The organism is Streptomyces sp. NPDC040405 (assembly GCF_055595765.1).
Window position 1 is genome coordinate 156,619 of the sequence record NZ_JBVIVI010000003.1, and the last position, 20,135, is coordinate 176,753.

General features: G+C 72.1%; 19 protein-coding genes. 5 read left to right on the forward strand and 14 right to left on the reverse strand.

Annotation, left to right across the window (positions count from 1 at the left end):
• The first annotated feature begins 31 nt into the window (after nt 1–31).
• Both ACZ59A_RS14760 and ACZ59A_RS14765 read left to right on the forward strand, forming a co-directional pair.
• A complete protein-coding gene (locus tag ACZ59A_RS14760) occupies nt 32–796 on the forward strand; it encodes an SDR family NAD(P)-dependent oxidoreductase (protein ID WP_470958215.1) in 765 nt (254 codons plus the stop codon).
• The gene (locus tag ACZ59A_RS14765; RefSeq protein ID WP_470958217.1) at nt 793–1,557 is read left to right on the forward strand and encodes a crotonase/enoyl-CoA hydratase family protein; all 765 of its coding nucleotides are present in this window, start codon (nt 793–795) and stop codon (nt 1,555–1,557) included. The genes ACZ59A_RS14760 and ACZ59A_RS14765 overlap by 4 nt, the downstream gene beginning before the upstream one ends.
• A gap of 21 nt (nt 1,558–1,578) precedes the next feature.
• Here ACZ59A_RS14765 and ACZ59A_RS14770 read toward each other — a convergent pair whose 3' ends face one another.
• The 5 genes from ACZ59A_RS14770 to ACZ59A_RS14790 are packed head-to-tail and all read right to left on the reverse strand — an operon-like array spanning nt 1,579 to nt 7,859.
• Entirely contained in the window at nt 1,579–2,310 is a 732-nt protein-coding gene (locus ACZ59A_RS14770; protein WP_470958220.1) for a FadR/GntR family transcriptional regulator, read from the reverse strand.
• 55 nt (nt 2,311–2,365) lie between these two features.
• Nucleotides 2,366–3,412 (reverse strand): oligopeptide/dipeptide ABC transporter ATP-binding protein, encoded by a 1,047-nt coding sequence (locus tag ACZ59A_RS14775; RefSeq protein WP_470958222.1) that lies wholly within the window; start codon nt 3,410–3,412, stop codon nt 2,366–2,368.
• Nucleotides 3,387–5,372, reverse strand: a complete 1,986-nt coding sequence (locus tag ACZ59A_RS14780; protein ID WP_470958225.1) for a dipeptide/oligopeptide/nickel ABC transporter permease/ATP-binding protein — start codon at nt 5,370–5,372, stop codon at nt 3,387–3,389. The genes ACZ59A_RS14775 and ACZ59A_RS14780 overlap by 26 nt, the downstream gene beginning before the upstream one ends.
• A complete protein-coding gene (locus ACZ59A_RS14785; RefSeq protein WP_470958226.1) occupies nt 5,369–6,310 on the reverse strand; it encodes an ABC transporter permease in 942 nt (313 codons plus the stop codon). Before ACZ59A_RS14785 ends, ACZ59A_RS14780 begins: the two co-directional genes overlap by 4 nt.
• 19 nt (nt 6,311–6,329) lie before the next feature.
• A complete protein-coding gene (locus ACZ59A_RS14790) occupies nt 6,330–7,859 on the reverse strand; it encodes an ABC transporter substrate-binding protein (RefSeq protein WP_470958229.1) in 1,530 nt (509 codons plus the stop codon).
• A 254-nt stretch (nt 7,860–8,113) separates the two neighbouring features.
• Between ACZ59A_RS14790 and ACZ59A_RS14795 the strand changes: the two genes are divergently transcribed.
• Nucleotides 8,114–9,571: an aldehyde dehydrogenase gene (locus tag ACZ59A_RS14795; RefSeq protein WP_470958233.1), complete on the forward strand. Its 1,458-nt coding sequence runs from the start codon at nt 8,114–8,116 to the stop codon at nt 9,569–9,571.
• On the opposite strand, the gene ACZ59A_RS14800 is transcribed toward ACZ59A_RS14795, so the two are convergent.
• From ACZ59A_RS14800 to ACZ59A_RS14840, 9 genes are all read right to left on the reverse strand, one after another.
• A complete protein-coding gene (locus ACZ59A_RS14800; RefSeq protein WP_470958236.1) occupies nt 9,559–9,960 on the reverse strand; it encodes a Zn-ribbon domain-containing OB-fold protein in 402 nt (133 codons plus the stop codon). The genes ACZ59A_RS14795 and ACZ59A_RS14800 overlap by 13 nt on opposite strands.
• Nucleotides 9,961–9,981: 21 nt before the next feature.
• Nucleotides 9,982–11,160, reverse strand: coding sequence for a thiolase C-terminal domain-containing protein (locus tag ACZ59A_RS14805; RefSeq protein ID WP_470958239.1), 1,179 nt, complete (start codon nt 11,158–11,160; stop codon nt 9,982–9,984).
• 11 nt (nt 11,161–11,171) lie between these two features.
• A complete protein-coding gene (locus ACZ59A_RS14810) occupies nt 11,172–11,633 on the reverse strand; it encodes a hotdog family protein (protein WP_470958242.1) in 462 nt (153 codons plus the stop codon).
• On the reverse strand, nt 11,630–12,208 hold the full coding sequence (locus ACZ59A_RS14815) for an FAS1-like dehydratase domain-containing protein (protein WP_470958244.1): 579 nt from the start codon (nt 12,206–12,208) through the stop codon (nt 11,630–11,632). Before ACZ59A_RS14815 ends, ACZ59A_RS14810 begins: the two co-directional genes overlap by 4 nt.
• Complete coding sequence (locus ACZ59A_RS14820) at nt 12,205–14,679, reverse strand: CaiB/BaiF CoA transferase family protein (RefSeq protein ID WP_470958247.1); 2,475 nt, start codon at nt 14,677–14,679, stop codon at nt 12,205–12,207. Before ACZ59A_RS14820 ends, ACZ59A_RS14815 begins: the two co-directional genes overlap by 4 nt.
• Nucleotides 14,676–15,521 carry an SDR family oxidoreductase gene (locus ACZ59A_RS14825; RefSeq protein ID WP_470958250.1) on the reverse strand — a complete coding sequence of 282 codons (846 nt, stop codon included), beginning with the start codon at nt 15,519–15,521 and terminating at the stop codon, nt 14,676–14,678. Before ACZ59A_RS14825 ends, ACZ59A_RS14820 begins: the two co-directional genes overlap by 4 nt.
• On the reverse strand, nt 15,518–15,748 hold the full coding sequence (locus ACZ59A_RS14830; RefSeq protein ID WP_470958252.1) for a ferredoxin: 231 nt from the start codon (nt 15,746–15,748) through the stop codon (nt 15,518–15,520). Before ACZ59A_RS14830 ends, ACZ59A_RS14825 begins: the two co-directional genes overlap by 4 nt.
• Complete coding sequence (locus ACZ59A_RS14835; protein ID WP_470958255.1) at nt 15,745–16,950, reverse strand: cytochrome P450; 1,206 nt, start codon at nt 16,948–16,950, stop codon at nt 15,745–15,747. Before ACZ59A_RS14835 ends, ACZ59A_RS14830 begins: the two co-directional genes overlap by 4 nt.
• A 127-nt stretch (nt 16,951–17,077) precedes the next feature.
• Nucleotides 17,078–17,863 (reverse strand): SDR family NAD(P)-dependent oxidoreductase, encoded by a 786-nt coding sequence (locus ACZ59A_RS14840; protein ID WP_470958258.1) that lies wholly within the window; start codon nt 17,861–17,863, stop codon nt 17,078–17,080.
• Nucleotides 17,864–17,953: 90 nt separating this feature from the next.
• Here ACZ59A_RS14840 and ACZ59A_RS14845 point away from each other — a divergent pair, with 90 nt between their 5' ends.
• Nucleotides 17,954–18,394 carry a nuclear transport factor 2 family protein gene (locus ACZ59A_RS14845; protein WP_470959650.1) on the forward strand — a complete coding sequence of 147 codons (441 nt, stop codon included), beginning with the start codon at nt 17,954–17,956 and terminating at the stop codon, nt 18,392–18,394.
• Between the two features lie 106 nt (nt 18,395–18,500).
• On the forward strand, nt 18,501–20,135 hold the full coding sequence (locus ACZ59A_RS14850) for a flavin-containing monooxygenase (RefSeq protein ID WP_470958260.1): 1,635 nt from the start codon (nt 18,501–18,503) through the stop codon (nt 20,133–20,135).

The following is a 20,135-nucleotide window of genomic DNA, read 5'->3' on the forward strand; positions in this document are numbered from 1 at the left end:
TGAAACGCAACTACCAAGGAAGCGATTGCCCATGGACGTCACGTCAGGGTCCGCAGTGGTGACCGGCGGGGCCTCCGGCCTGGGACTGGCCACCGCCCGGCGGCTGGCCGCCGCCGGTGTGCCGACCGTTCTGCTCGACCTGCCCGCCTCCGACGGCAAGGCCGTGGCCGCCGACCTCGGCCCATCCGCCCACTTCGCGCCCGCCGACGTCACCGACCCCGACGCCGTCGCCGAAGCCATCGCGGCCGCCGAAGACCTCGGCCCGCTGCGCACGCTCGTGCACTGCGCGGGCCGGGGCGGCGCGATGCGTCTCGTCGAGCGCGACGGCGAGCCCGGCTCCCTCGAACTCTACGAGTCCGTCGTACGCGTCAACCTGATCGGCACCTTCAACGTGCTGCGCCTGGCGGCAGCCCGGATGGCCCGGAACGAACCGGTCGACGGCGAGCGCGGGGTCTGCGTGCTCACCGCCTCCGTCGCCGCGTGGGAAGGACAGGTCGGCCAGCTTCCGTACGCGTCCGCCAAGGCGGGCATCGTCGGACTCACCCTCGTGGCCGCCCGCGACCTGGCCGGCAAGCTGATACGGGTGTGCACCATCGCCCCCGGCCTCTTCGACACCCCCATCCTGGCCCGCCTTCCCCAGCGGGTGCGCGACTCGCTCTCCACCATGGCGCCGCACCCGCGCCGCTTCGGCATCCCGGACGAGTACGCCCGGCTGGCGCTGCACATCGTCGACAATCCCATGCTCAACGGCGAGACGATCCGCCTCGACGGCGCGATCCGGATGCAGGCGCGATGAGCCCCGAGGTCACGGTCGAGACCCGGGGCGCCGTCCTCGTCGTCACCATCGACAGGCCGGAGGTCCGCAATGCCGTGAACACCGCCACCGCGCGGGCGATCGGCGCCGCGATGGAACGGCTCGACACCGACGACACGCTCCGCGTCGGCGTACTGACCGGCGCCGGAGGCACGTTCAGCGCCGGAATGGACCTCAAGGCGTTCCTCGCGGGCGAGCGGCCCTCGGTGCCGGGCCGCGGCTTCGCCGGTCTGGTGGAGGCGCCACCCGCGAAGCCGCTCATCGCGGCCGTCGAAGGCTTCGCACTGGCCGGAGGCTTCGAGATCGCACTCGCCTGCGATCTGATCGTGGCTGCCGAGGACGCCTCGTTCGGGCTGCCCGAGGTGCGCCGCGGGCTGATGGCCGGGGGCGGCGGCCTGCTGCGGCTGCCGCGCCGGGTGCCGCTGGGCACGGCGACCGAGTGGGCGCTGACCGGGGACCGCGTCGACGCCGCCCGGGCGCACGCGGCGGGCCTGGTCAACCGGCTCACACCGCCCGGCGGCGCCCTCGCCGAAGCGCTGTCGCTGGCGGGGCGGATCGCGGAGAACGGCCCCCTGGGCGTACGGGCCACCAAGCGGGTCCTGGGCGAGGGCGGGCAGTGGCCCGCCGAGGAGGCATTCGCCCGGCAGAACGCGATCTACGAGCCGGTCCGTTCCTCCGAGGACGCCCGCGAGGGCGCGTCGGCGTTCACCGAGAAACGCGCCCCCGTCTGGCGCGGCCGCTGAGCCCCGCGACGGTGTCCCCGCTCAGCGCCAGTTGACGACCTGGTCGACGAGGGTGGGGTGGCGCCTGCGCACGTAATCCGCGTACTCCTGCATGTGCTGCCGCATCAGCCGCTCCGCCGTCGCGGCCTGCCCCTTGGCGATGGCCCGCGCGATGGCCTTGTGCGTGGCCTGCACGTCCTCGCGCCGGTCGGGCGGGAAGAGGAAGCCGCTCACCTGGTCGTGGAAGATGTCCTCGAGCGACATGCTCACCAGGTTGAGGATCGGGTTCCCCGACATCGACGACACCTTACGGTGGAAGTCGTGGGTGGCGGCGAAGTACAGATCGTCGTCCTCCACCACGGACTTCTCGCACGACTCGGCCAGCTGCTCACCCAGCTCCGGCGCGTTGCGCTCGGCGGCGAGCCGGGCCATCGTCGCCTCCATCACCAGCCGCGCCTCCAGGAGTTCCTGGAAGGTGACACCACCGAGGTGATAGAAGAGCGTCGACATCCGGCCGTAGTCACGGGTGCGCACCTCGATGACCATCGGGCCGCCGTTGCGCCCCGGCTTCATCGTGATGAGCCCGTGGACTTCGAGGATCCGCAGCGCCTCACGGAGCGAGCCGCGCCCGACGCCGTAGTCCTCGATCATCTGCGCCTCGGACGGCAGCAGCGTGCCCGGGGGCAGCTTGCGCTTCACGATGTCGTGGACGATCTCCTGCGCCAGCGCCTCGGCGACCTTGGCTCCGCGTTTCAGTGTTTTCGTCGGTGCCATTTCCTCACCTGACAGCCAAGGTCCCTCCATGGGACGGAGTATACCGGAACCCTTATCAGGGTTGGCGCCCATGTCCGTTTCCCGTCCGGGAGAGGCCGGGACTAGGCGCGCCCGCGTCGGGGTGGCCCGAGCCCGGATCGTATCGGTGGCAGCTCAACTCCACCTGGCCCACCGTGGTGCGGGCGGGTCTCGCCGACCAGCACACCTGAGCCGTGTGCGGGCAGCGGGGCGCGAAGGGGCACCCCGGCCCGTCCGCGGCCGCGGACGCCGCAGTCGAGGTCGACACCGAGGCCCGCCGCACCTGGCGGCGCTTGCGCTGGAGCGCCGGATCCGGCACCGGGGCCGCCGCCACCAGCGCGCGGGTGTACGGATGGCTCGGCCGCAGACACACCTCGGCGGCGGGCCCCGACTCCATGACCCGGCCCCGGTAGAGGACGACCACGCGGTGCGAGATGTGCCGTACGACCGCGATGTCATGGGCGATGAACAGATACGCCACCCCCAGCTCCGCCTGGAGCGCGGCCAGCAGATTGATCACCTGGGCCTGGGTGGAGACGTCCAACGCGCTGACCGGCTCGTCGCAGACGACCAGCCGGGGCGAGACCGCCAGGGCGCGGGCGATGGCGACGCGCTGCCGCTGACCGCCCGAGAACCGCGCCGGATGCCGGTCCGCCGCGTCGTCGGGGAGCCCGACGGCCGCCAGCAGCCGCCGGATCTCCGCATCCGCCTGGTCCCGGCTCGTCCCCTTCCGCAGCAACAGCGGCTCGGCGAGCGTCTTGCCCACCGGGTGGCTCGGGTTGAGGGAGCTGTACGGATCCTGGAAGACGACCTGGAGGTCGGACGCGAGGGCGCGGCGGACGCGCGCGGACGCGTGCGTGATGTCCGCGCCGTCGAACGAGATCCGCCCCTCGGCGGCGCGGGTGAGGCCGAGGACGGCCCGGCCGATGGTCGACTTGCCCGATCCGGACTCACCGACCAGGCCCACCGTTTCGCCCGGTTCGACGCGCAGGCTCACCCCGTCCACCGCGCGCAGCGGCGTGGCCCGCCGACCGGGCGCGGGGTAGGTGACCGCGAGGTCAGACAGCTCCAGCAGCGCGCTCATGGTCCACCGCCTTCCAGGTGTCGGCACGGATACAACGGGCCGCCCGCGGGCCACCGGGCACGGGGCCGCGCACCAGCATCGGCACCGGCGCCGCCGAACAGGCCTCGGTCGCGAACGCGCAGCGTGCGGCGAACCGGCAGCCGGCCGGCCAGTCGCGCGGCTGCGGCACCGTCCCCTCGATGGCGGGCAGCGGCCCCGCCGTCTCCTCGCGCTCCGGCGTGGAGCGCAGCAGGGCACGGGTGTAGGGGTGCAGGGCCGAGGTGAAGATCTGGTCGACCGTGCCCTCCTCGACCACCTGCCCCGCGTACATCACCACCGCCCGGTCGCAGATGTCGGCGACCACCCCGAGGTCGTGGGTCACCAGGATCATCGCCATGCCCAGCTCCGCCTGGAGCGAGCGCAGCAGATCGAGGATCTCGGCCTGCACGGTGACGTCAAGGGCGGTGGTCGGCTCGTCCGCGATCAGCAGGTCCGGCTCGCCGGTCAGGGCGAGCGCGATCGCCGCACGCTGCGCCATGCCGCCGGAGAGCTGGTGGGGGTAGCCGCGGCAGACCTGCTCCGGGCGCGGGATGCCGACGAGGCTCAGCAGTTCGGCGGCGCAGGTCCGGGCCTGCGCCTTGGCCAGCCCGCGGTGCCGCCGCAGCGGTTCGACGAGCTGGGACCCGATGGTGAAGCACGGGTCGAGCGCGGTCATGGGCTCCTGTGCGATGTAGCCGATCCGCCGTCCGCGGTACGCCGCCAGCCGCTTCTCCGGCATCCGGGCGAGGTCAGCCCCGTCGAACAGGATCTGTCCCTCCCCGAGGTGTCCCGCACCCGGGACGAGACCGAGGACGGACAGCGCGGTGACGGTCTTGCCGCACCCCGACTCGCCCACCAGGCCGACGGTTTCGCCCGGCCGTACGTCGAAGCCGACCCCGTCGACCACCGGCTGGTCGTTCCCGTCGTCGTCGGGGAAGGACACCACCAGCCCGCGGACCCGGAGCAGCACGCCGTCGTCGGCGGGCTCCGTCGTACCGGAGTCCGGGGGAAGGGGGCGGCGGCCGAAGAAGCGTCCGGTGGCCGCCTGCCCCTGGCCCGCGGGGGCCGCGTCGCGCAGCGCGTCGCCGAGGAAGTTGAAGGCCAGGACGGTGAGGACCAGGACGCCCCCGGTCGGGACCATCAGCCAGGCGTCCTGGTTGATGGCGGCGGCGGCCTCGGCGATGCCCGCTCCCCAGTTGGGCGCGGGCGGCTGCGGGCCGAGACCGAGGAAACCGAGGCCGGACTGGATCAGCAGGGCGGTGCCCAGGGTCAGCGAACTCTGGATCAGCACGGGCGCGATGACGTTGGGCAGCACATGCCGTACGACGATCCGGGGCGCCCGCAGCCCCGAGACGCGGGCGGCGTCGACGTACAGCTCACCGCGTACGGCCGTCGTCGTCGCCCGTACCAGCCGGATGATGGCGGCGGAGAAGATGACCCCGAGGGCGCCCATGGACACCGCGAATCCGCGGCCGTACACCGCGACCACCGCGAGCAGGATGATGATCACGGGCAGGGCCATCAGCGCCTCGGCGATCCGGCTGATGACGGCGTCGGCCCAGCCGCCGCGGTAACCGGCCAGCAGGCCGAACGGGATGCCGATGAGGAGCGCGACCAGGACCGCTTCGCCGGAGCCGAGCAGGCTGAGGGCCCCGCCGTGCATCAGCCTGCTGAGCACGTCGCGGCCGAGGGAGTCGGTGCCGAGCCAGTAGGTGCCGGACGGGCCCTGGTAGATGCGGCGCAGGTTCTGGTCGAGCGGGTCGTGCGGGGCCAGCAGGGAAGCGAAGAGGCTGCCGAGGACGACCACGGTGATCCACGCCAGGCTCAGCCAGGTCCCGGGACGGCGCAGCACGCCGCGCGCGCGGCCCGCGACCTTGTCGCCCGAGCGCCGGTGGCGGCCCGGCCCGGCCGCCACCGTCTCGGTGTTCACGCCGACGCTCATGCCTGCCTCGCCTTCGGGTTGAGCCAGGCGTTGGCGACGTCGACGAGGAGGTTCGCGGCCAGCACGATGGTGGTCGTGAACAGGACGACGGTGAGCACCACGGGGAAGTCCTTTCCGTTCACCGCCGAGAGGGTCAGCGCCCCGAGCCCGTTCAGCGCGAAGACCTGCTCGACGATGACGGTGCTGCCGAGCAGGCCGATGAACTGGAAGCCGACGCTGGTCACGATGGGGATGGAGGCGTTGCGCAGCGCGTGCCGGAAGATCAGCGAACGGTTGGAGACCCCGGCGGCGCGCAGCGTCCGGATGTAGTCCTTGGTGAGCACGTCGAGCATCGCCCCCCGGGTCTGCCGGGCGACGGTGGCGATGCCGACCGCCGCCACCGACAGACACGGCAGGGTGATCGAGGCGAGCCAGCGGCCGGGGGACTGGGCGAAGGGCACATAGCCGGTGGCGGGCAGCCAGCCGAGCCGGATGGACAGCAGGAAGACCAGCAGCACGCCCAGCCAGAAGCTGGGGACGGCCATGAAGAAGCTGAGCACGCTCTGCCCGGTGCGGTCCAGGCGCCGCCCGCCGATCGCGCTGATCACGCCGACGGCCACCCCGGCGACGACCGTCAGCAGCACGGCGCCGACGACGACGGAGAGGGTGATGGGCAGCCGGGCGCCCACATCGGCCGTCGTCGGCCTGCTGGTGAGCAGCGACGTGCCGAAGTCACCGCGCAGCACGTGCGAGAGCCACGACCAGTACTGGGCGGCCAGCGGCCGGTCGTAGCCCATCTTCCGGTCCAGCGCGGCGACCTGCTCGGCGGTGGCGCCGTCGCCCAGGATGGTGCGCGCCGGGGATCCGGGGATCAGGTTGACCAGGCAGAACGCCACTGTGGCGATGCCCCATAGCATCGGGACGACGACCAGGAGCCGTCGGAGGACTGTCCTGAGCACAGCACTTGCTCCTCAAGGCTCAGGAGGCGGGCTCCAGGCCCCTGACGAACGGCAGTGACTCCAGCGGCACGTAGCTCATCTCCTTGACCTTCTTCGGGTTGTAGAAGTAGTAGGTCTTGCCGATGTTGGTGACGACGAAGAGCGCCTGGTCGACGACCTCCTTGGAGATCTCCTCGTACGTCGCCCGCTGCTTCGCCCCGGTCTCGGCCGCCGCCTTGTCGATCAGCTTGTCCAGCTTCGGGTTGTCGACCCGGTACGGGTTGTACTGGCCGTTCCGGCGCAGCAGCCGGTTGGCGTCGATGGGCGTGCCGATCCAGTTGTAGAACCAGGCGTACAGCGGGTTCTTGTCGGAGAGGCGCAGCGCCTGGTACTCCGGCAGCGACACGTTGTGGATCTTTATGCGGATTCCCGACTTCTTCAACTGCTGGGCGAGCGCCTGCCCGTAGCGGTCGAAGAAGAGCACGGCGGTGTTGGTGACCGTGAGGTCGATGCCGTTGGGGTAGCCCGCCTCGGCGAGCAGCTTCTTCGCCTTCGCCGGGCTGTACGGATACGCCTTGTCCAGCGCCTTGACGTAGCCGGGCTGGCCGGGCGGGAAGATCTGTGTGGTGGGCTGTCCCTCACCCGCGGTGGCCTGGAGCGCCTCGCGGTCGACGGCGTAGTTCAGCGCCCTGCGGACCCGCACGTCGCCGAGCGCCTTGACCTGGCGGCCGCTGCGGTCGTTGATGTTGAGCGCGGTGAAGTAGCTCATCGAGGAGGAGACGGCGAGGCCCGCGGCCTTGGCGGCCGGGACATCGTCGAGGGTGCCGATCGCACCGTCGATCTGCCCCGAGCGCAGGGCGTTCAGGGATGCGGTGGAGTCCTGGATGATGGGAAACACCAGCTTGTCGAACTTCACCGACTTGGCGTCCCAGTACTTCGGGTTCTTGACGAAGGTGTACTTGTCGCCCGGTGTGGTGGCGGCCGAGTCCAGGGTGTACGGCCCGGCGCCGACCGGCTTCTTCTTCAGCAGCCCGGGGTCCTTCAGCGCCTTCGGGCTGGCCATCTGGCCGAGCACGGCGGAGAAGACGAGCGGCAGCGAGGGGTCCGGCCGGGAGAGCTTGATCCGCACCTTGTCGGGCGCGGTGACCGTCACCTTGCCGAGGGCGGCGATCTCGTCGGTCCTGGGTCCCTGGACGGTCTTGCCGTGGTCGAGGTTGGCCTTCACCGCGGCGGCGTCCAGCTTGGTGCCGTCGGAGAAGGTCACGCCGTGGCGGATGGTCATGTCGAACGTCGAGGGGTCGGCGTAATTCCACTTCGTCGCGAGCCCCGGCGCGAACGACCCGTCCGGGTTGCGGTGGACCAGGCTGTCGTACGCGGCCTGCTGGGGCTGGAGGAACGGGCCCCAGTCGTTCTTGAATGGGTCCCACTGCGAGACGACGGTGGTCGTGCCGAGGGTGAGGGTGCGGTTTCCGCCCCCCGATGAGTCGCCGGAGGAGGAAGAGCCGCACGCGGTGAGGCCACCCGCGGCCATCACCGTCACCAGCCCGACCGCCGTGAGTTGTACCCGCATAACGCCTCCTTGGGCCCGCTGGGCTGTCCACACGATTGCCCCAGGTGTTCTGACCCGTCAAGGCTTTCTATGCGATTCCTGCGCATAGATTCGGGGACATGGCTCACGGTAAGCCCGTCGCTGCCCGGATGGCCAGATCCGTGCACCGCCTGTTCAGAAGGGTGTGCGCGATACTCCTCCCAAGGTGGGTGATCTCGACTACAGTGCAATCCATAGTCATGGTTTATGGAGACGCCCGGTTGAAGGAGACGCCCATGGTCGCCATCGCCCCCGTGGACCGGCAGCGGCTGTATCTGGGCGGGGGCTGGACCGCGTCCCGGGGCGGTACCCCGCTCGACGTCCGCAACCCTGCCGACCAGGAGCTCGTAGGGCGTACCGTCCTCGCCACCCCCGAGGACATCGAGCGGGCCGTCGCGGCCGCGCGCGCGTCGTTCGACTCCGGTGTCTGGCGGGAGATGCCGCGACAGGCCCGCGCCGAGGTGCTGGAGCGGGCGGCGGACATCCTCCAGGAGCGGTCCGGGTACCTGGTCGACCTGCTCACCGCCGAACTGGGCTGCCCCCGCTGGTTCAGCGCCGCGGCCCATGTGCCCAACCCCATCCGCCACCTGCGCTACTACGCCGGTCTGGTGCGCTCCACCGACCCGGACGAGCCGCGCACCGACGGTGCGGGCAACACCAGCCTCGTCACCCAGGAGCCGGTCGGGGTCGTCGCCGCGATCACCCCGTGGAACGGGCCGCTCAGCTCGCCGATGCTCAAGATCGCCCCGGCTCTGGCGGCGGGCTGCTCGGTGATTTCCAAGCCGGCTCCGGAGGCCCCGCTCACCCTCTTCGAGCTGGCCGAGGCGCTGGCCGAGGCGGGTCTTCCGCCGGGCGTCTTCAACCTCGTCCCGGGGGACCGGGACGCGGGTGCTCACCTTGTGGCCCACGAGGGCGTCGACAAGGTGGCGTTCACCGGATCGAGCGCCGCCGGGAAGCGGATCATGGCGGTCTGCGCCGAGCGCATCGCCCGCGTCACGCTGGAGCTGGGCGGCAAGTCGGCGGCGATCGTGCTTCCCGACGCCGACCTGGAGGCGTTCGTCAGGAAGATCCTGCCCATGGCGCTGATGGTCAACGGCCAGGCGTGCATCGCCCAGACCCGGATCCTGGCCCCCGCCACCCGGCACGACGCACTCGTCGACGCGCTGGCCGCCGCTTTCCGCGAGGTGCCCGTGGGCGACCCGCTCGCGGCCGGGACCGTCGTCGGCCCGTTGATCAGCGAGCGCCAACGGGACCGCGTGGAGGGCTTTGTGGCCACCGGCCGCTCCGAGGGCGCCCGGGTCGTCGCCGGGGGAGGGCGTCCCAAGGGGCTCGACGCGGGCTGGTACGTCGAGCCGACGCTTTTCGACGGTGTGCACAACGGCATGCGGATCGCCCGCGAGGAGATCTTCGGCCCGGTCGTCGCGGTCATCCCGTACCGGGACACCGACGAGGCCGTGGCCATCGCCGACGATTCCCCGTACGGCCTCTCCGGCTCGGTGTGGACCGCCGACCCGGACGCGGGACTCGCGGTGGCGCGGCGGCTGCGCACCGGCATGGTCAGCGTGAACGGCCACCCGCAGGCGTACGGGAGCCCGTTCGGCGGGTTCAAGGAGTCCGGCATCGGGCGCGAGATGGGACCCGAGGGCCTGCGGGCCTACCAGGAGACCAAGTCGATCGCCGTTCAGCCGGGGTGAGGCGCCAGTGCGATCGGGATGGTCTCGCCGCCGCCCTCGGGGGTTTCGAAGCCGATGCGCACCGGATGGCCCGCCCGCAGCGTGGCCGGGTCGATGCCCCGCACCCGCACCGTGATCCACGGCCCCTCCGCCAGCTCGACGTACGCCACCACCGTGGGCGGAACCGCGTCCGTGCCGCGCACCGGGATGACCGTCCAGGTGACGATCTCGCCGAGGCCCGAGGACTCCCGCCACTCCAGGGGTGCGAGCGGGGCACACGGGCAGACCGTCGCGGCCGGAGGAAGGTAGCCGCCGCACTCCTTCGACCAGCGCAGCAGCAGGACACCCCGGGCCGCGGCGTCGAAGAACTCCGCGGAGGGTGCGTCACGGGTGAGGGGGGAATCGCTCACGGGCCCGGTCCTTCCGGATGATCAGGGGTGCGGATGCGGGCCGAGGATCAGCGTCGCATGGTGGTCGAGTACCCCGCCGTTGCCGCTGACCAGGATCGCGCCGGCGTCGGCGACCTGCCGTGGGCCGCCGTCGCCACGTGCCTGGATGACGCCTTCCGACAGCGGCGTCATGCCCCACATGTAGTACGAGGAGAGCTGGCCGCCCCCGGTGTTGGTCGGATGGCTGCCGCCGGGCGCGAGGGCACCCGAGGCCACGAACGCGCCGCCCTCGCCCTTGGCGCAGAATCCGTAGTCCTCCAGGGACACCAGCGTCGTGAAGGTGAAACAGTCGTAGAGCTCGCGGACGCCTATGTCGGACAGCGAAAGACCGGCCATGGCGAGCGCGGCCGGGCCGGACGTGGCGGCCCCGGTGACCAGACCGAAGCCGCTGCCGCGCGCCATCGGGTGTCCGGGGTGGCCCTGGCCCCAGCCGAGCACGTACACCGGCGGCCGGGCGAGGCTCCTGGCCCGCTCGGCGCTCGTGACGATGACGGCGATACCGCCGTTGCTCACCAGACAGCAGTCGAACAGCCGCAGCGGGTCGGCCACCACGCGGGACGCCTGGTGGTCCTCCAGCGTCAGCTTCCGGTCCCTCATCTGCGCCCGCTCGTTGAGCGCCGCCCATTGCCGGGCGGCGACGGCCACCGCGCCCAGCTGCTCACTCGTCGTCCCGTAGCGCTCCATGTGACGGCGGGCGGCGAGCGCGTACTTCGCGGCGGCACTGTCCAGACCCGCGGCCCGCGGCAGCGCGTCCAGGGCGGACGCCTGCCGGGCGGCGCCGGTGTACGCCGCTCCGCTGCCCGCGCCCTGACGCAGCGGCGCGTCCGCGTACACACAGGCGACCGCCTCCGCTTGCCCCGCGCTGATCGCCAGCGAGGCGTACTGCACCATGGCGCACGCCGACGAGCCGAACCCCTGCACCGTGGAGAGCAGCCGCAGCTCCCCGATGCCCAGCGCGGCCTGGAGCGGCAGCCCGATGTCGCCGCCGACGCCCGGGTTGATGAGCAGCCCGTCGAGTTCGGCGAGCCCGATCCCGGCGTCCTCGGCGGCCAGGGCGACGGCACGCACCGCGAATTCCGTCGCCGTACGCCCGTACACCTTGCCCATCTCCGTGATGCCGAGACCGGCGATGGCGGTCCTGCCGGACAGCTCGTGGGACATCCGGCTGCTCCTCACTCCGTGCCGTCCGCGCGCAGCGGCAGGGTCGCCCGGACCGTTCCGGGGCCGACGGTGACGCCCGCGGAGTTCTCGCAGCGGACCTCGATGTCGACAGTCCCCGGCCCGTCCTCGGTGGCCACCGAGACCACCCGGGCGTGCACCCAGGTGGTGTCGCCGACGACGTTGAACGCTCGCATCCGGAAGCCCCTGATGCCGCGGATGGTCCCGGCCGGACCGATCCAGTCGCGTACGATCCGCTCCCACATCCCGAGCAGCAGAGAGGTGTTGGCGTACATCTCGGGCGCACCGGTGGCCCGCGCGTAGTCGGTGTTGTGGTGGATGGAGTTGAAGTCGCGGTTGGAGCCTGCGGCCATGACGAGGCGGTAGACGGGCAGCGGATACGCGACGCTCGGCAGCTCCTCTCCCTCGCGCACGTCCTCGAAGCGGCGCTGTCCCGCCGCTGGGCTCGCGGTCACCGTCCGGCTCCCTTCGGCGTCGGCTCGTAGGCGTAGGTGCTGGTGCGGATCCGGGCGACGACCTCGCCGTCCGCCTCGGTGACGAGGTCGCTCTCCCAGGTCAGGAACGCGCCACGGCCCACCGATGTCTCCTTCGGCGCACAGGCGACAAGCCGTCTGCCGCTGCGCCCCACGCGCTCACCGGCCACCACCGGGCGCAGGAAGTCGAGTTCGATGCCGGTGGCGAAGAAGCCCGTGGTGCGCGGGCCGAGAGGCATGTCCTGGTTGTTGATCGGGCTGTGCACGGGCTGCGCGTCCCGCTCGGCGGAGTCGAACAGCGGCTGCCCCGGTTCCCACATCGGTGGGATCGTCCAGGTGATGACGCCCGTGTACGGCATGGTCACGTCGGCGAAGCCGTGGGCGCGGGCCACCGCGGGGTCGGTGTGCAGGGCGCAGTCGAGCTCCAGCGGTTCCAGGAAGCGCCGGATCGCGCCGCGCTCGACGGGATCCGCGCCGAAGACGGTGGCTCCGTCGGAGAAGTCCCGCCCGACCGCGTCCACGACCGGTTTCCAGGCCGCCTGCCAGTCCTCGCTCACACCAGCACCTTCTCTTCTTCGAGTGCGCGTATCCGCTCCTCGGAGTAGCCGAGCAGCTCGCGCAGGACGTAGGCGGTGTGCTGGCCGAGGGTCGGCGCGGCACGGCGGACCGATCCCGGGGTCGAGGAGAGCGCCACGCGCGGGCCTTCGACGACGGTCTCGCCGTGCACCGGGTGCGGCAGCCGGACGAGATGGCCGCGGTGGAGCAGCGCCGGGTCGGTGCACAGGTCGGCGCTGGACGCCGAGAGATGGGCCGGGACGCCCGCCGCCTGGAGCAGCGTCTCGGCCTCCCGCGCGGTGCGGCCCGCGGTCCACGCGGCCAGGTGCGCGTCGAGCTCGGCCTCCCGGGCACGGCGCCCGGCGGCGGTCGCGAGGGCGGGGTCGGTGGCCAGGTCGGGGCGGCCGGTGACGTGTGCGAGCCGCCGCCACTCCTCGTCGTCGCGGGCGGTCAGGGCGACGTAGCGGGGGGTGCCGCGCTCCGGTCGGCAGGGGTAGACACCGTGCGGTACGAGCGCTTCGTCGGCGTTGCCGCGCCGCTGGACGACGGTGCCGTCGGCGGCGTAGTGCGCACAGTAGGGAGACAGGAAGAAGATGCCCGACTCGACCTGGGAGACGTCGATGTAAGCGCCGCGGCCGGTCCGCTCCCGCTGTTCGAGCGCGGCGAGCAGGGCGACGAGGGCCAGCCGCGGCCCGACGTAGTCGGTGTACGGGCCGAAGGTGCCGATCGGCAGCTCGTCCGGCCAGCCGACGAGGTTCTGGAAGCCGCTGAGGGAGGCGCCGGTGCTGCCGTACCCGGCGAGTGCCGCGTGCGGGCCCGTCTGCCCCATCAGGGACGAACTGACCACGATCAGGCGGGGGTTGTGCGCCCGCAGGGTCTCCTGGCCCAGTCCCCAGCGGGCCATCGTGCCGGGTGAGAAGGACTCCACCACCACATCGGCCCAGGCGGCGAGGTCGGCGGCGACCGCGCGTCCGGCTTCCCTGCCGAGATCCAGGGCGAGGCCGTACTTGCCCGCGTTGGCGTTGCCGAAGAGGGCCGAATTCTCCACCCCCGGCACGCCCCCGTGGAAGGGCGGCATCAGACGCGAGGTCTCGATCCGCCTGCTGGACTCGACGCGCACCACCTCGGCTCCGTGGTCGGCGAGCGCCCGTCCGACGAGGGGACCGGCGACGACCCACGACAGGTCCAGCACCCGCAGCCCCTCCAGTGCGGGGGCCGCCGCCCGTTCGGACGCCTCCATTCGCCGCACGGAGGCGGTCCACTCGGTGCGCACCTCCTCGGTGTGCTCGCCGAGAAGCGGTGCGGGACGGCGTACGCAGGGATACGGGGAGTCGCTGACCCGGGCGAACCGTCCGGGCAGGGTGACCCGGCGCGGCCCGTCGCCGACGGCCGTGAAGTAGCCCCGGTGGGCCAGCTGGGGGCTCGCGGCGACGTCGGCCATGTCGGCGATGCCGATGCACAGCAGCCGGTGCTCGACCGCGGCGTCCAGGATCTCCGCCTTCGTCTTCCCGGCGAACCAGGCACGGATGTCGCGGCGCGCCGCCTGGAGGTCGTCTTCGGTGACCTCGCCGCTCTCCACCCGCTCCGGCAGCCGTCGCCAGTCCCATGCGGCGAAGCGCGGCTCGCAGGCGCCCTCGCCGTGCAGCAGCCGGAAGAAGGTGTTGGTGAAGCCCCCCGAGGCGGCGCCCATCGCGAGGTGGAACTCGACGACGCCGTCCCGGCACACCCACTTCTTCATCGCGCTCGACGTGGCGGCGCCGCTGCCGCTCTGGTCCGTACGGGCGGACCGCGCGACGGGAGTGCGCTGCCACTCCGGGTTCTCGTCGCCGACGGCGTCGGCGAGCGCCCGGCCGAGGGTGGCGACCGGCAGACACGCCTGGACGGAGACGTCGACGAGCTGGCCGCGCCCGGTGGCGCGGCGGGCGCGGTGGGCGAGCAGCGCGCCGCACGCGGCGTCGGCCGACGCGTGCAGATACGCCTGCGGGACGCTGATGCGCACCGGCGGCCGGTCACCCTCCCGGTGCGGGTCGAGCGGGCCTCCGGCCGCCCAGAGCACGAGGTCGCTGTCGGCGTAGTGCGCCTTGGGGCCGGTGAGCCCGAACGGCGTGATGGACGCGTAGATCAGGTGCGGGTGGGCGCGCAGCAGCCGCCGGTGGCCGAGGCCGCGCTCGGCGAGCCAGGCGGGGGAGAGCGACGTCACCAGGATGTCGGCGGCGGCGATCAGACGTTCCAGCGCGGCGATGCCCTTCGGCGAGTCCATGTCGAGTGCGACGCCGCGCTTGTTCGCGGCGTACGTGTGCCAGTGGAGCGAGCCGCGGGGTGCGCTGCCGGTGAGCGGCGGCTGGCGGCGGGCGGGGGAGCCCCTGGTGGGCTCGACCTGGACGGTGTCGGCCCCGAGGTCGGCGAGGAGACGGCCGCACAGCAGTCCGCGTGCGTCGGTCAGGTCCAGTACCCGCAACTGTTCCAGCATCATCGGCGCGGGCTCCTGCGTCCGGCTTCGAAGATCGCGGAGGTGTCCGCGAAGCGCTCGGCGAGGAACGGCGAGGACCCGGGCGCGCTGGTCATGCCGCCGTCGACGCTCAAGGTCTCCCCGGTGATGAACCGCGCGGCGTCCGAGGCCAGGAAGGCGACGGCCTCGGCGATGTCGTCGGCGTGGATGGGCCGCCCCAGCCACGCGGTCTCCGCCATCTTCCGCTCCGCGCCCGCGAGGTCGGCCGCGTCCCCGGTGGTGAGGTCGGCCATCATCGCGGTGACGGTCGCGCCGGGGACGACGGCGTTGACGCGGATCAGGTCGGTGCGCAGCTCGGCGGCCACGGACCGGGTGAGACCGATGACCGCCGCCTTGGCCGCGCTGTAGGCGTGCGGCCCCTGGCCGCCGGAGAGCCCCGCGGGACTGGAGGTCGAGATGATGGAGCCGGAGCGCCGGGGCTGCATGACCCGGGCGGCGTGCTTCATGCCGAGGAACACGCCGCGCAGATCGACCGCGAACGTCGCGTCCACCTCGGCCATGTCGGCCGTGCCGATCGGCCCGACGGCCCCGAGGACCGCGGCGTTGTTGAACATGATGTCGAGCTGCCCGTAGCGCCGTACCGCCTCGTCGACCAGTGCCCTGACGTCGTCCTCGGCGGCGACGTCCGCGGTGAGCAGGGTGAGGCGGTCGCCGTATCCGGAAGGGGCGTCGGCCGGGCCGGGGTCGCGCACATCGCCCGCGACGACGGCGGCGCCCTCGTCAAGAAAGCGGCGCACGGTCGCGGCGCCGATCCCGGACAGGCCCCCGGTGACGACGGCGACGCGCCCTTCGAGGCGGCCGGTCACGGCTCGCCGCCCGGGGTCGCCGTTTCTCCCAGCAGGGTGATCGCCATCTCGGGGCAGGCGCTCTCGGCGCCGGCCGCCTGGCCCAGCAGCGGTGCGGGTACGGGGACGTCGGTGCCGCGCTGCTCGACGAACCCCTCTTCGTCATCGCTCAGCAGATCGGGTGCGACGCTGTAGCAGCGCCCGTGGCCGGTGCAGCGGGCCGCGTCGAGGCGGAGCCGGGCGGTCATGCGTCCCACTCCAGCGGCAGGCTCATCAGCGTCAGCTGGCTGCCCCGCTCCACGAGCGGCCTGTCGGACGCGATGCGGTAGTGGGGGATGCGTTTGTGCCATTCGCGCAGCACGATGGCCAGCTCGACCCGGGCCAGGTGCATGCCCAGGCAGCGGTGCGGACCGGCGCCGAACCCGAGGTGCTGGTTGACGCCCTTGCGGCCGAGCCGGAATGTCTCGGGCTCGGGGAACTTGCGCGGGTCGCGGTTCGCCGACCCGATGCCGAGCCAGACCACCTCGCCCGCGTCCAGACGCAGCCCGTCGAGATCGACGGGACGGGACACCTCGCGCCCGGCCTGTATGACGAGTGGATAGAGCCGTATGAATTCCTCGACGGCGGCGGGCACGACGGCCGGATCGCCGGTGAGGGTCGCGCGGTCGTCGTCGTGCTGTGCGAGGTGCCAGAACATGTAGCCGAGCGCGCTGCGGGTGGTGTCGAGCCCCGCCATCGTGAGCGTCATGCAGACGGTGAGGATCTCGTCGTGGGTGAGCGGCTCCTCGTCGGCCCCGCGGCGGGCCTGGACCAGGCGGGACACGAGGTCGACGGAGGGGTCGAGCGGGTTGCGGCGGCGCTCCTTCACCCGCGCGTCGAAGTAGTCGGTGATATTGGCCGACGCGGAGCGGGCGCGCTCCGCGTCGCCGGTGAAGATTCCGCCGAAGACGTCCTCGACCCAGGGCACGAAGAACGCGCCGTCCGAGGTGGGCAGGCCGAGCAGGTCGAGGAAGACGTCGGTGGGGTAGCGGATGGCGAACTCGGCCACGAAGTCGCACCTCCCCTGCGGTCGCAGCTCCTCGATCAGCTCGATGCAGCGGGCGGTGGCGAAGGGCTCCATCCGGCGGACCGCGGCCGGGGCGAAATACGGATTGACCACGCGGCGGAGCCGGGCGTGCGCCTCTCCGCCCAGCTGCTGGGGAAGCAGGTCGATGCCGCGTTCGGGGTTGAGCGCGCTGGTGACCTCGTTGGTGAAGGTGTCGGGGTCCTGGAAGCCCTGGAGCACGTCGTCGTACCGCGTCAGCATCCAGAAGCCGCGCTCCGTGGTGTCGCTGAAGTGGTAGCGGCTCGCTTCACGTTCGCGGTCGAGAAGGTCGTAGTGTCCGGCGGGAGCGGTGGTGCTCCGGTAGTCGGTATGACTCACCGGGCACTGCTGGATCTGCTCAGACATCGCCGCGGCTCCTGTTTCGCTCGTGCGGCCCGTTTGTCGACCCAACATGACCTGAGGGTTCGGCCCAAGTCAATAACCATGCGCATAGTTCTGGAGTGTGCTCGTCCGGGGTGTGCTGAGCGGCGGGTCAGTCGCGCATGCCGCGCCACGCCGTCGTGCCGCCGTCCACGGCGTAGACGGCGCCGGTGATGAACGACGCGTCGTCCGAGGCCAGGAAGCAGACCAGTTTGGCCACTTCCTCCGGCTGTCCCATGCGCGGGATCAGATGGGTGCCCGACATCCGGCGCTCCTGCGCCGCGCGGTCCTCGGCGACGCCCAGGCGGGCGCGGCTCATGGGGGTGTCCACGGAGCCGGGGCAGTAGCAGTTGCACCGCACCTCGGGCGCCAGGTCGATGGCGCAGGCGCGGGTCAGCTGGATCACTCCGCCCTTGCTGGCGGCGTACGCGGCCGCCGGGTATCCCGTCAGCCCCGCCACCGACGAGGCGTTCACCACGGAGGGGCCCCGGTCCGAGGCGCGCAGATGGGGCGCGGCGTACTTCGTGGCGAGCCACATCGCCTTGAGGTTGATCCCCAGCACCGCGTCCCACGCGTCCTCGGGCAGCGTCTCGAACGTCGCGCCGGGCGCGAAGGCCGAGTCCAGTACGCCCGCGTTGTTCACCAGGACGTCGATCCCGCCCATGGCGGCCGCTGCCGCGTCGACCATCTCCTCGACCTGCGCCGGGCGGCGCAGGTCGACAGTGATCGCGACCGCCTCCGCGCCCAGCGCGCGCACCTCGGCGGCGGCCGACTCGGCGGCCTCCGGGGCGATGTCGGCCAGCGCCACGTGCTCGGCGCCGCGGGCCGCGGCTTCGAGGGCGATGGCGCGGCCCATGCCCTGGGCGGCCCCCGTCACGAGGTATCGCTTACCCGGCACTCGTGCACCCCCAGCGGAAGTAGTGTGCATATCATGCGCCTGGTTTTGAGATAGGGTCAAGATGCGGCACACCCAGGAGAGGACGTGGCCATGGACCTTGAGCGACGACTGCGGGACGTGGAGGCGCGGCTTGCCCTCCAGGAGCTGGTCGCCCGCTACTGTCTCGCGATCGACGACCGCGACTGGGAGGCGCTTGCCGCGCTGTTCGACACCGACGCCACCATGCCCATACGCGGCGAGGAGGTGCGCGGCCGGACCGCGGTGGTCGCGGCCCTGCGTGAACGGCTGGCCGATGTCGCGCGGTCAGTCCACTCGCCGCACTCCTGCGTGCTCGACGAGCTGGACGAGGAGTGCGCGCGGGGCACGGCGCTGGGCCATGTCGAGCTGGGCCTCCGTGACACCACCCACTTCGGCGCCCTCCGCTATGCGGACCGCTATCTACGGCGGGGGGACCGCTGGGTCTTCGCCCGGCGCGAGATGACCTATCTCCACATGGGCCCCTGGTCCGAGGTCGGGCGCTCGCTGCTCTGAGGCTCCGCCGCTTCGGGGTCCCCGTTCCACCCCTTAAACCAGTCGCATGTTTTGTGCTTCACTCGTCCTCGTCGCCTCACCCGCTCACGGTCGGGAGGAACTTCCGATGGCCGACTCCCCGGCGTCTCCGCCGTCCCCGTCTCCTGCTCACGTCGACGTGGTCGTGGTGGGCGCCGGCTTCGCCGGGCTGTACGCGCTGCACCGGCTGCGCGGTCTCGGTCTGTCGGTCCGCTGCCTCGACGCGGCGAGCGGCGTGGGAGGTACGTGGTTCTGGAACCGCTACCCGGGGGCGCGGTGCGACGTGGAGAGCATGGACTACTCCTACTCGTTCTCCCCCGAGCTGGAACAGGAGTGGGTCTGGACCGAGCGCTACCCCGCCCAGCCCGAGATCCTCCGCTACCTGGAGCATGTCGCCGACCGCTTCGACCTGCGGCGCGACATCCGGTTGGAGACCCGGCTGACCCGTGCCGTCTTCGACGAGCCGGGTCTCGTCTGGGACCTCACCACCGACCGGGGAGAGCGGCTCCGTACGCGGTTCCTCGTCATGGCCACCGGCTGCCTCTCCACGGCCCGTATCCCGGACCTCCCTGGCCTCGACTCCTTCCAGGGCGCGACGTACCACACCGGGAACTGGCCGCACGAGGACGTGGATTTCGGTGGCAGGCGGGTCGGCGTCATCGGCACGGGCTCCTCCGGCACCCAGGCCATCCCGCTGATCGCCGCCCGGGCCGCCCACACCACCGTCTTCCAGCGCACCGCCAACTTCAGCCTCCCGGCGCGCAACCGGCCGCTCGACCCGGCCGAGGAGCGGGCGATGAAGGCCCGCTATCGCGAGCACCGCGCCATGGTCCGCTACTCGCCCAACGGCACGGGCCGCCGCAACAACGACCAGTCGGCGCTGGACGTCTCGCCGGAGGCGCGCCGGGCCGAGTACGAGGCGCGATGGCGGGAGGGCGGGGGCGGCTTCATCGGCGCCTTCAACGACCTGCTCGCCGACGAGCGGGCCAACGACACCGCCGCCGACTTCATCCGGTCGAAGATCCGGGAGATCGTCCACGACCCGGCGGTGGCCGAACTGCTGCTCCCGCGCGGCTTTCCGGTCGGTTCGAAGCGGGTCACCGTGGACACCGGCTATTACGCCACGTACAACCGCGACAACGTCACCCTGGTCGATGTCGGTTCATCCCCTATTGAGAAGATTGTCCCCACGGGTGTACGGACCGCCGACGCCACCTATGAGCTGGACAGCATCGTCTTCGCGACCGGGTTCGACGCCATCACCGGAGCCGTGCTCGCGGTCGACCTCCGCGGCCGGGGCGGGCGGAGTCTGCGCGAGAAGTGGGCGGCGGGCCCCCGCACCTATCTCGGGCTCGCCACGGCGGGTTTTCCCAACCTCTTCCTGATCACCGGCCCCGGAAGCCCCTCGGTGATCAGCAACATGGTGGTGTCCATAGAGCAGCACGTGGACTGGATCGCGGACCTCCTCCAGCACGCGCGGGGCGGCGGCATGGTGTGCGCCGAGGCGGACGAGGACGCCGAGGACGCGTGGGTCGCGCACGTCAACGAGGTCGCCGACCGCACGCTCTTCCCGCGCGGCGCGTCCTGGTACACGGGCGCGAACATCCCGGGCAAGCCGCGGATCTTCATGCCGTACGTCGGCGGCGTCGGGACGTACCGCCGCCACTGCGAGTCCATCGCCGGACGCGGCTACCCCGGCTTCCGCTTCCTCCCCGGGGCCTGA

Coding starts and splice junctions, on each gene's coding strand:
- ACZ59A_RS14780 (WP_470958225.1), bottom strand. CDS start 5,372: ATGAGCGTCGGCGTGAACACCGAGACGGTGGCGGCCGGGCCGGGCCGC.
- ACZ59A_RS14850 (WP_470958260.1), top strand. CDS start 18,501: ATGGCCGACTCCCCGGCGTCTCCGCCGTCCCCGTCTCCTGCTCACGTC.
- ACZ59A_RS14790 (WP_470958229.1), bottom strand. CDS start 7,859: ATGCGGGTACAACTCACGGCGGTCGGGCTGGTGACGGTGATGGCCGCG.
- ACZ59A_RS14765 (WP_470958217.1), top strand. CDS start 793: ATGAGCCCCGAGGTCACGGTCGAGACCCGGGGCGCCGTCCTCGTCGTC.
- ACZ59A_RS14835 (WP_470958255.1), bottom strand. CDS start 16,950: ATGTCTGAGCAGATCCAGCAGTGCCCGGTGAGTCATACCGACTACCGG.
- ACZ59A_RS14830 (WP_470958252.1), bottom strand. CDS start 15,748: ATGACCGCCCGGCTCCGCCTCGACGCGGCCCGCTGCACCGGCCACGGG.
- ACZ59A_RS14795 (WP_470958233.1), top strand. CDS start 8,114: ATGGTCGCCATCGCCCCCGTGGACCGGCAGCGGCTGTATCTGGGCGGG.
- ACZ59A_RS14760 (WP_470958215.1), top strand. CDS start 32: ATGGACGTCACGTCAGGGTCCGCAGTGGTGACCGGCGGGGCCTCCGGC.
- ACZ59A_RS14770 (WP_470958220.1), bottom strand. CDS start 2,310: ATGGCACCGACGAAAACACTGAAACGCGGAGCCAAGGTCGCCGAGGCG.
- ACZ59A_RS14820 (WP_470958247.1), bottom strand. CDS start 14,679: ATGATGCTGGAACAGTTGCGGGTACTGGACCTGACCGACGCACGCGGA.
- ACZ59A_RS14845 (WP_470959650.1), top strand. CDS start 17,954: ATGGACCTTGAGCGACGACTGCGGGACGTGGAGGCGCGGCTTGCCCTC.
- ACZ59A_RS14775 (WP_470958222.1), bottom strand. CDS start 3,412: ATGAGCGCGCTGCTGGAGCTGTCTGACCTCGCGGTCACCTACCCCGCG.
- ACZ59A_RS14805 (WP_470958239.1), bottom strand. CDS start 11,160: ATGTCCCACGAGCTGTCCGGCAGGACCGCCATCGCCGGTCTCGGCATC.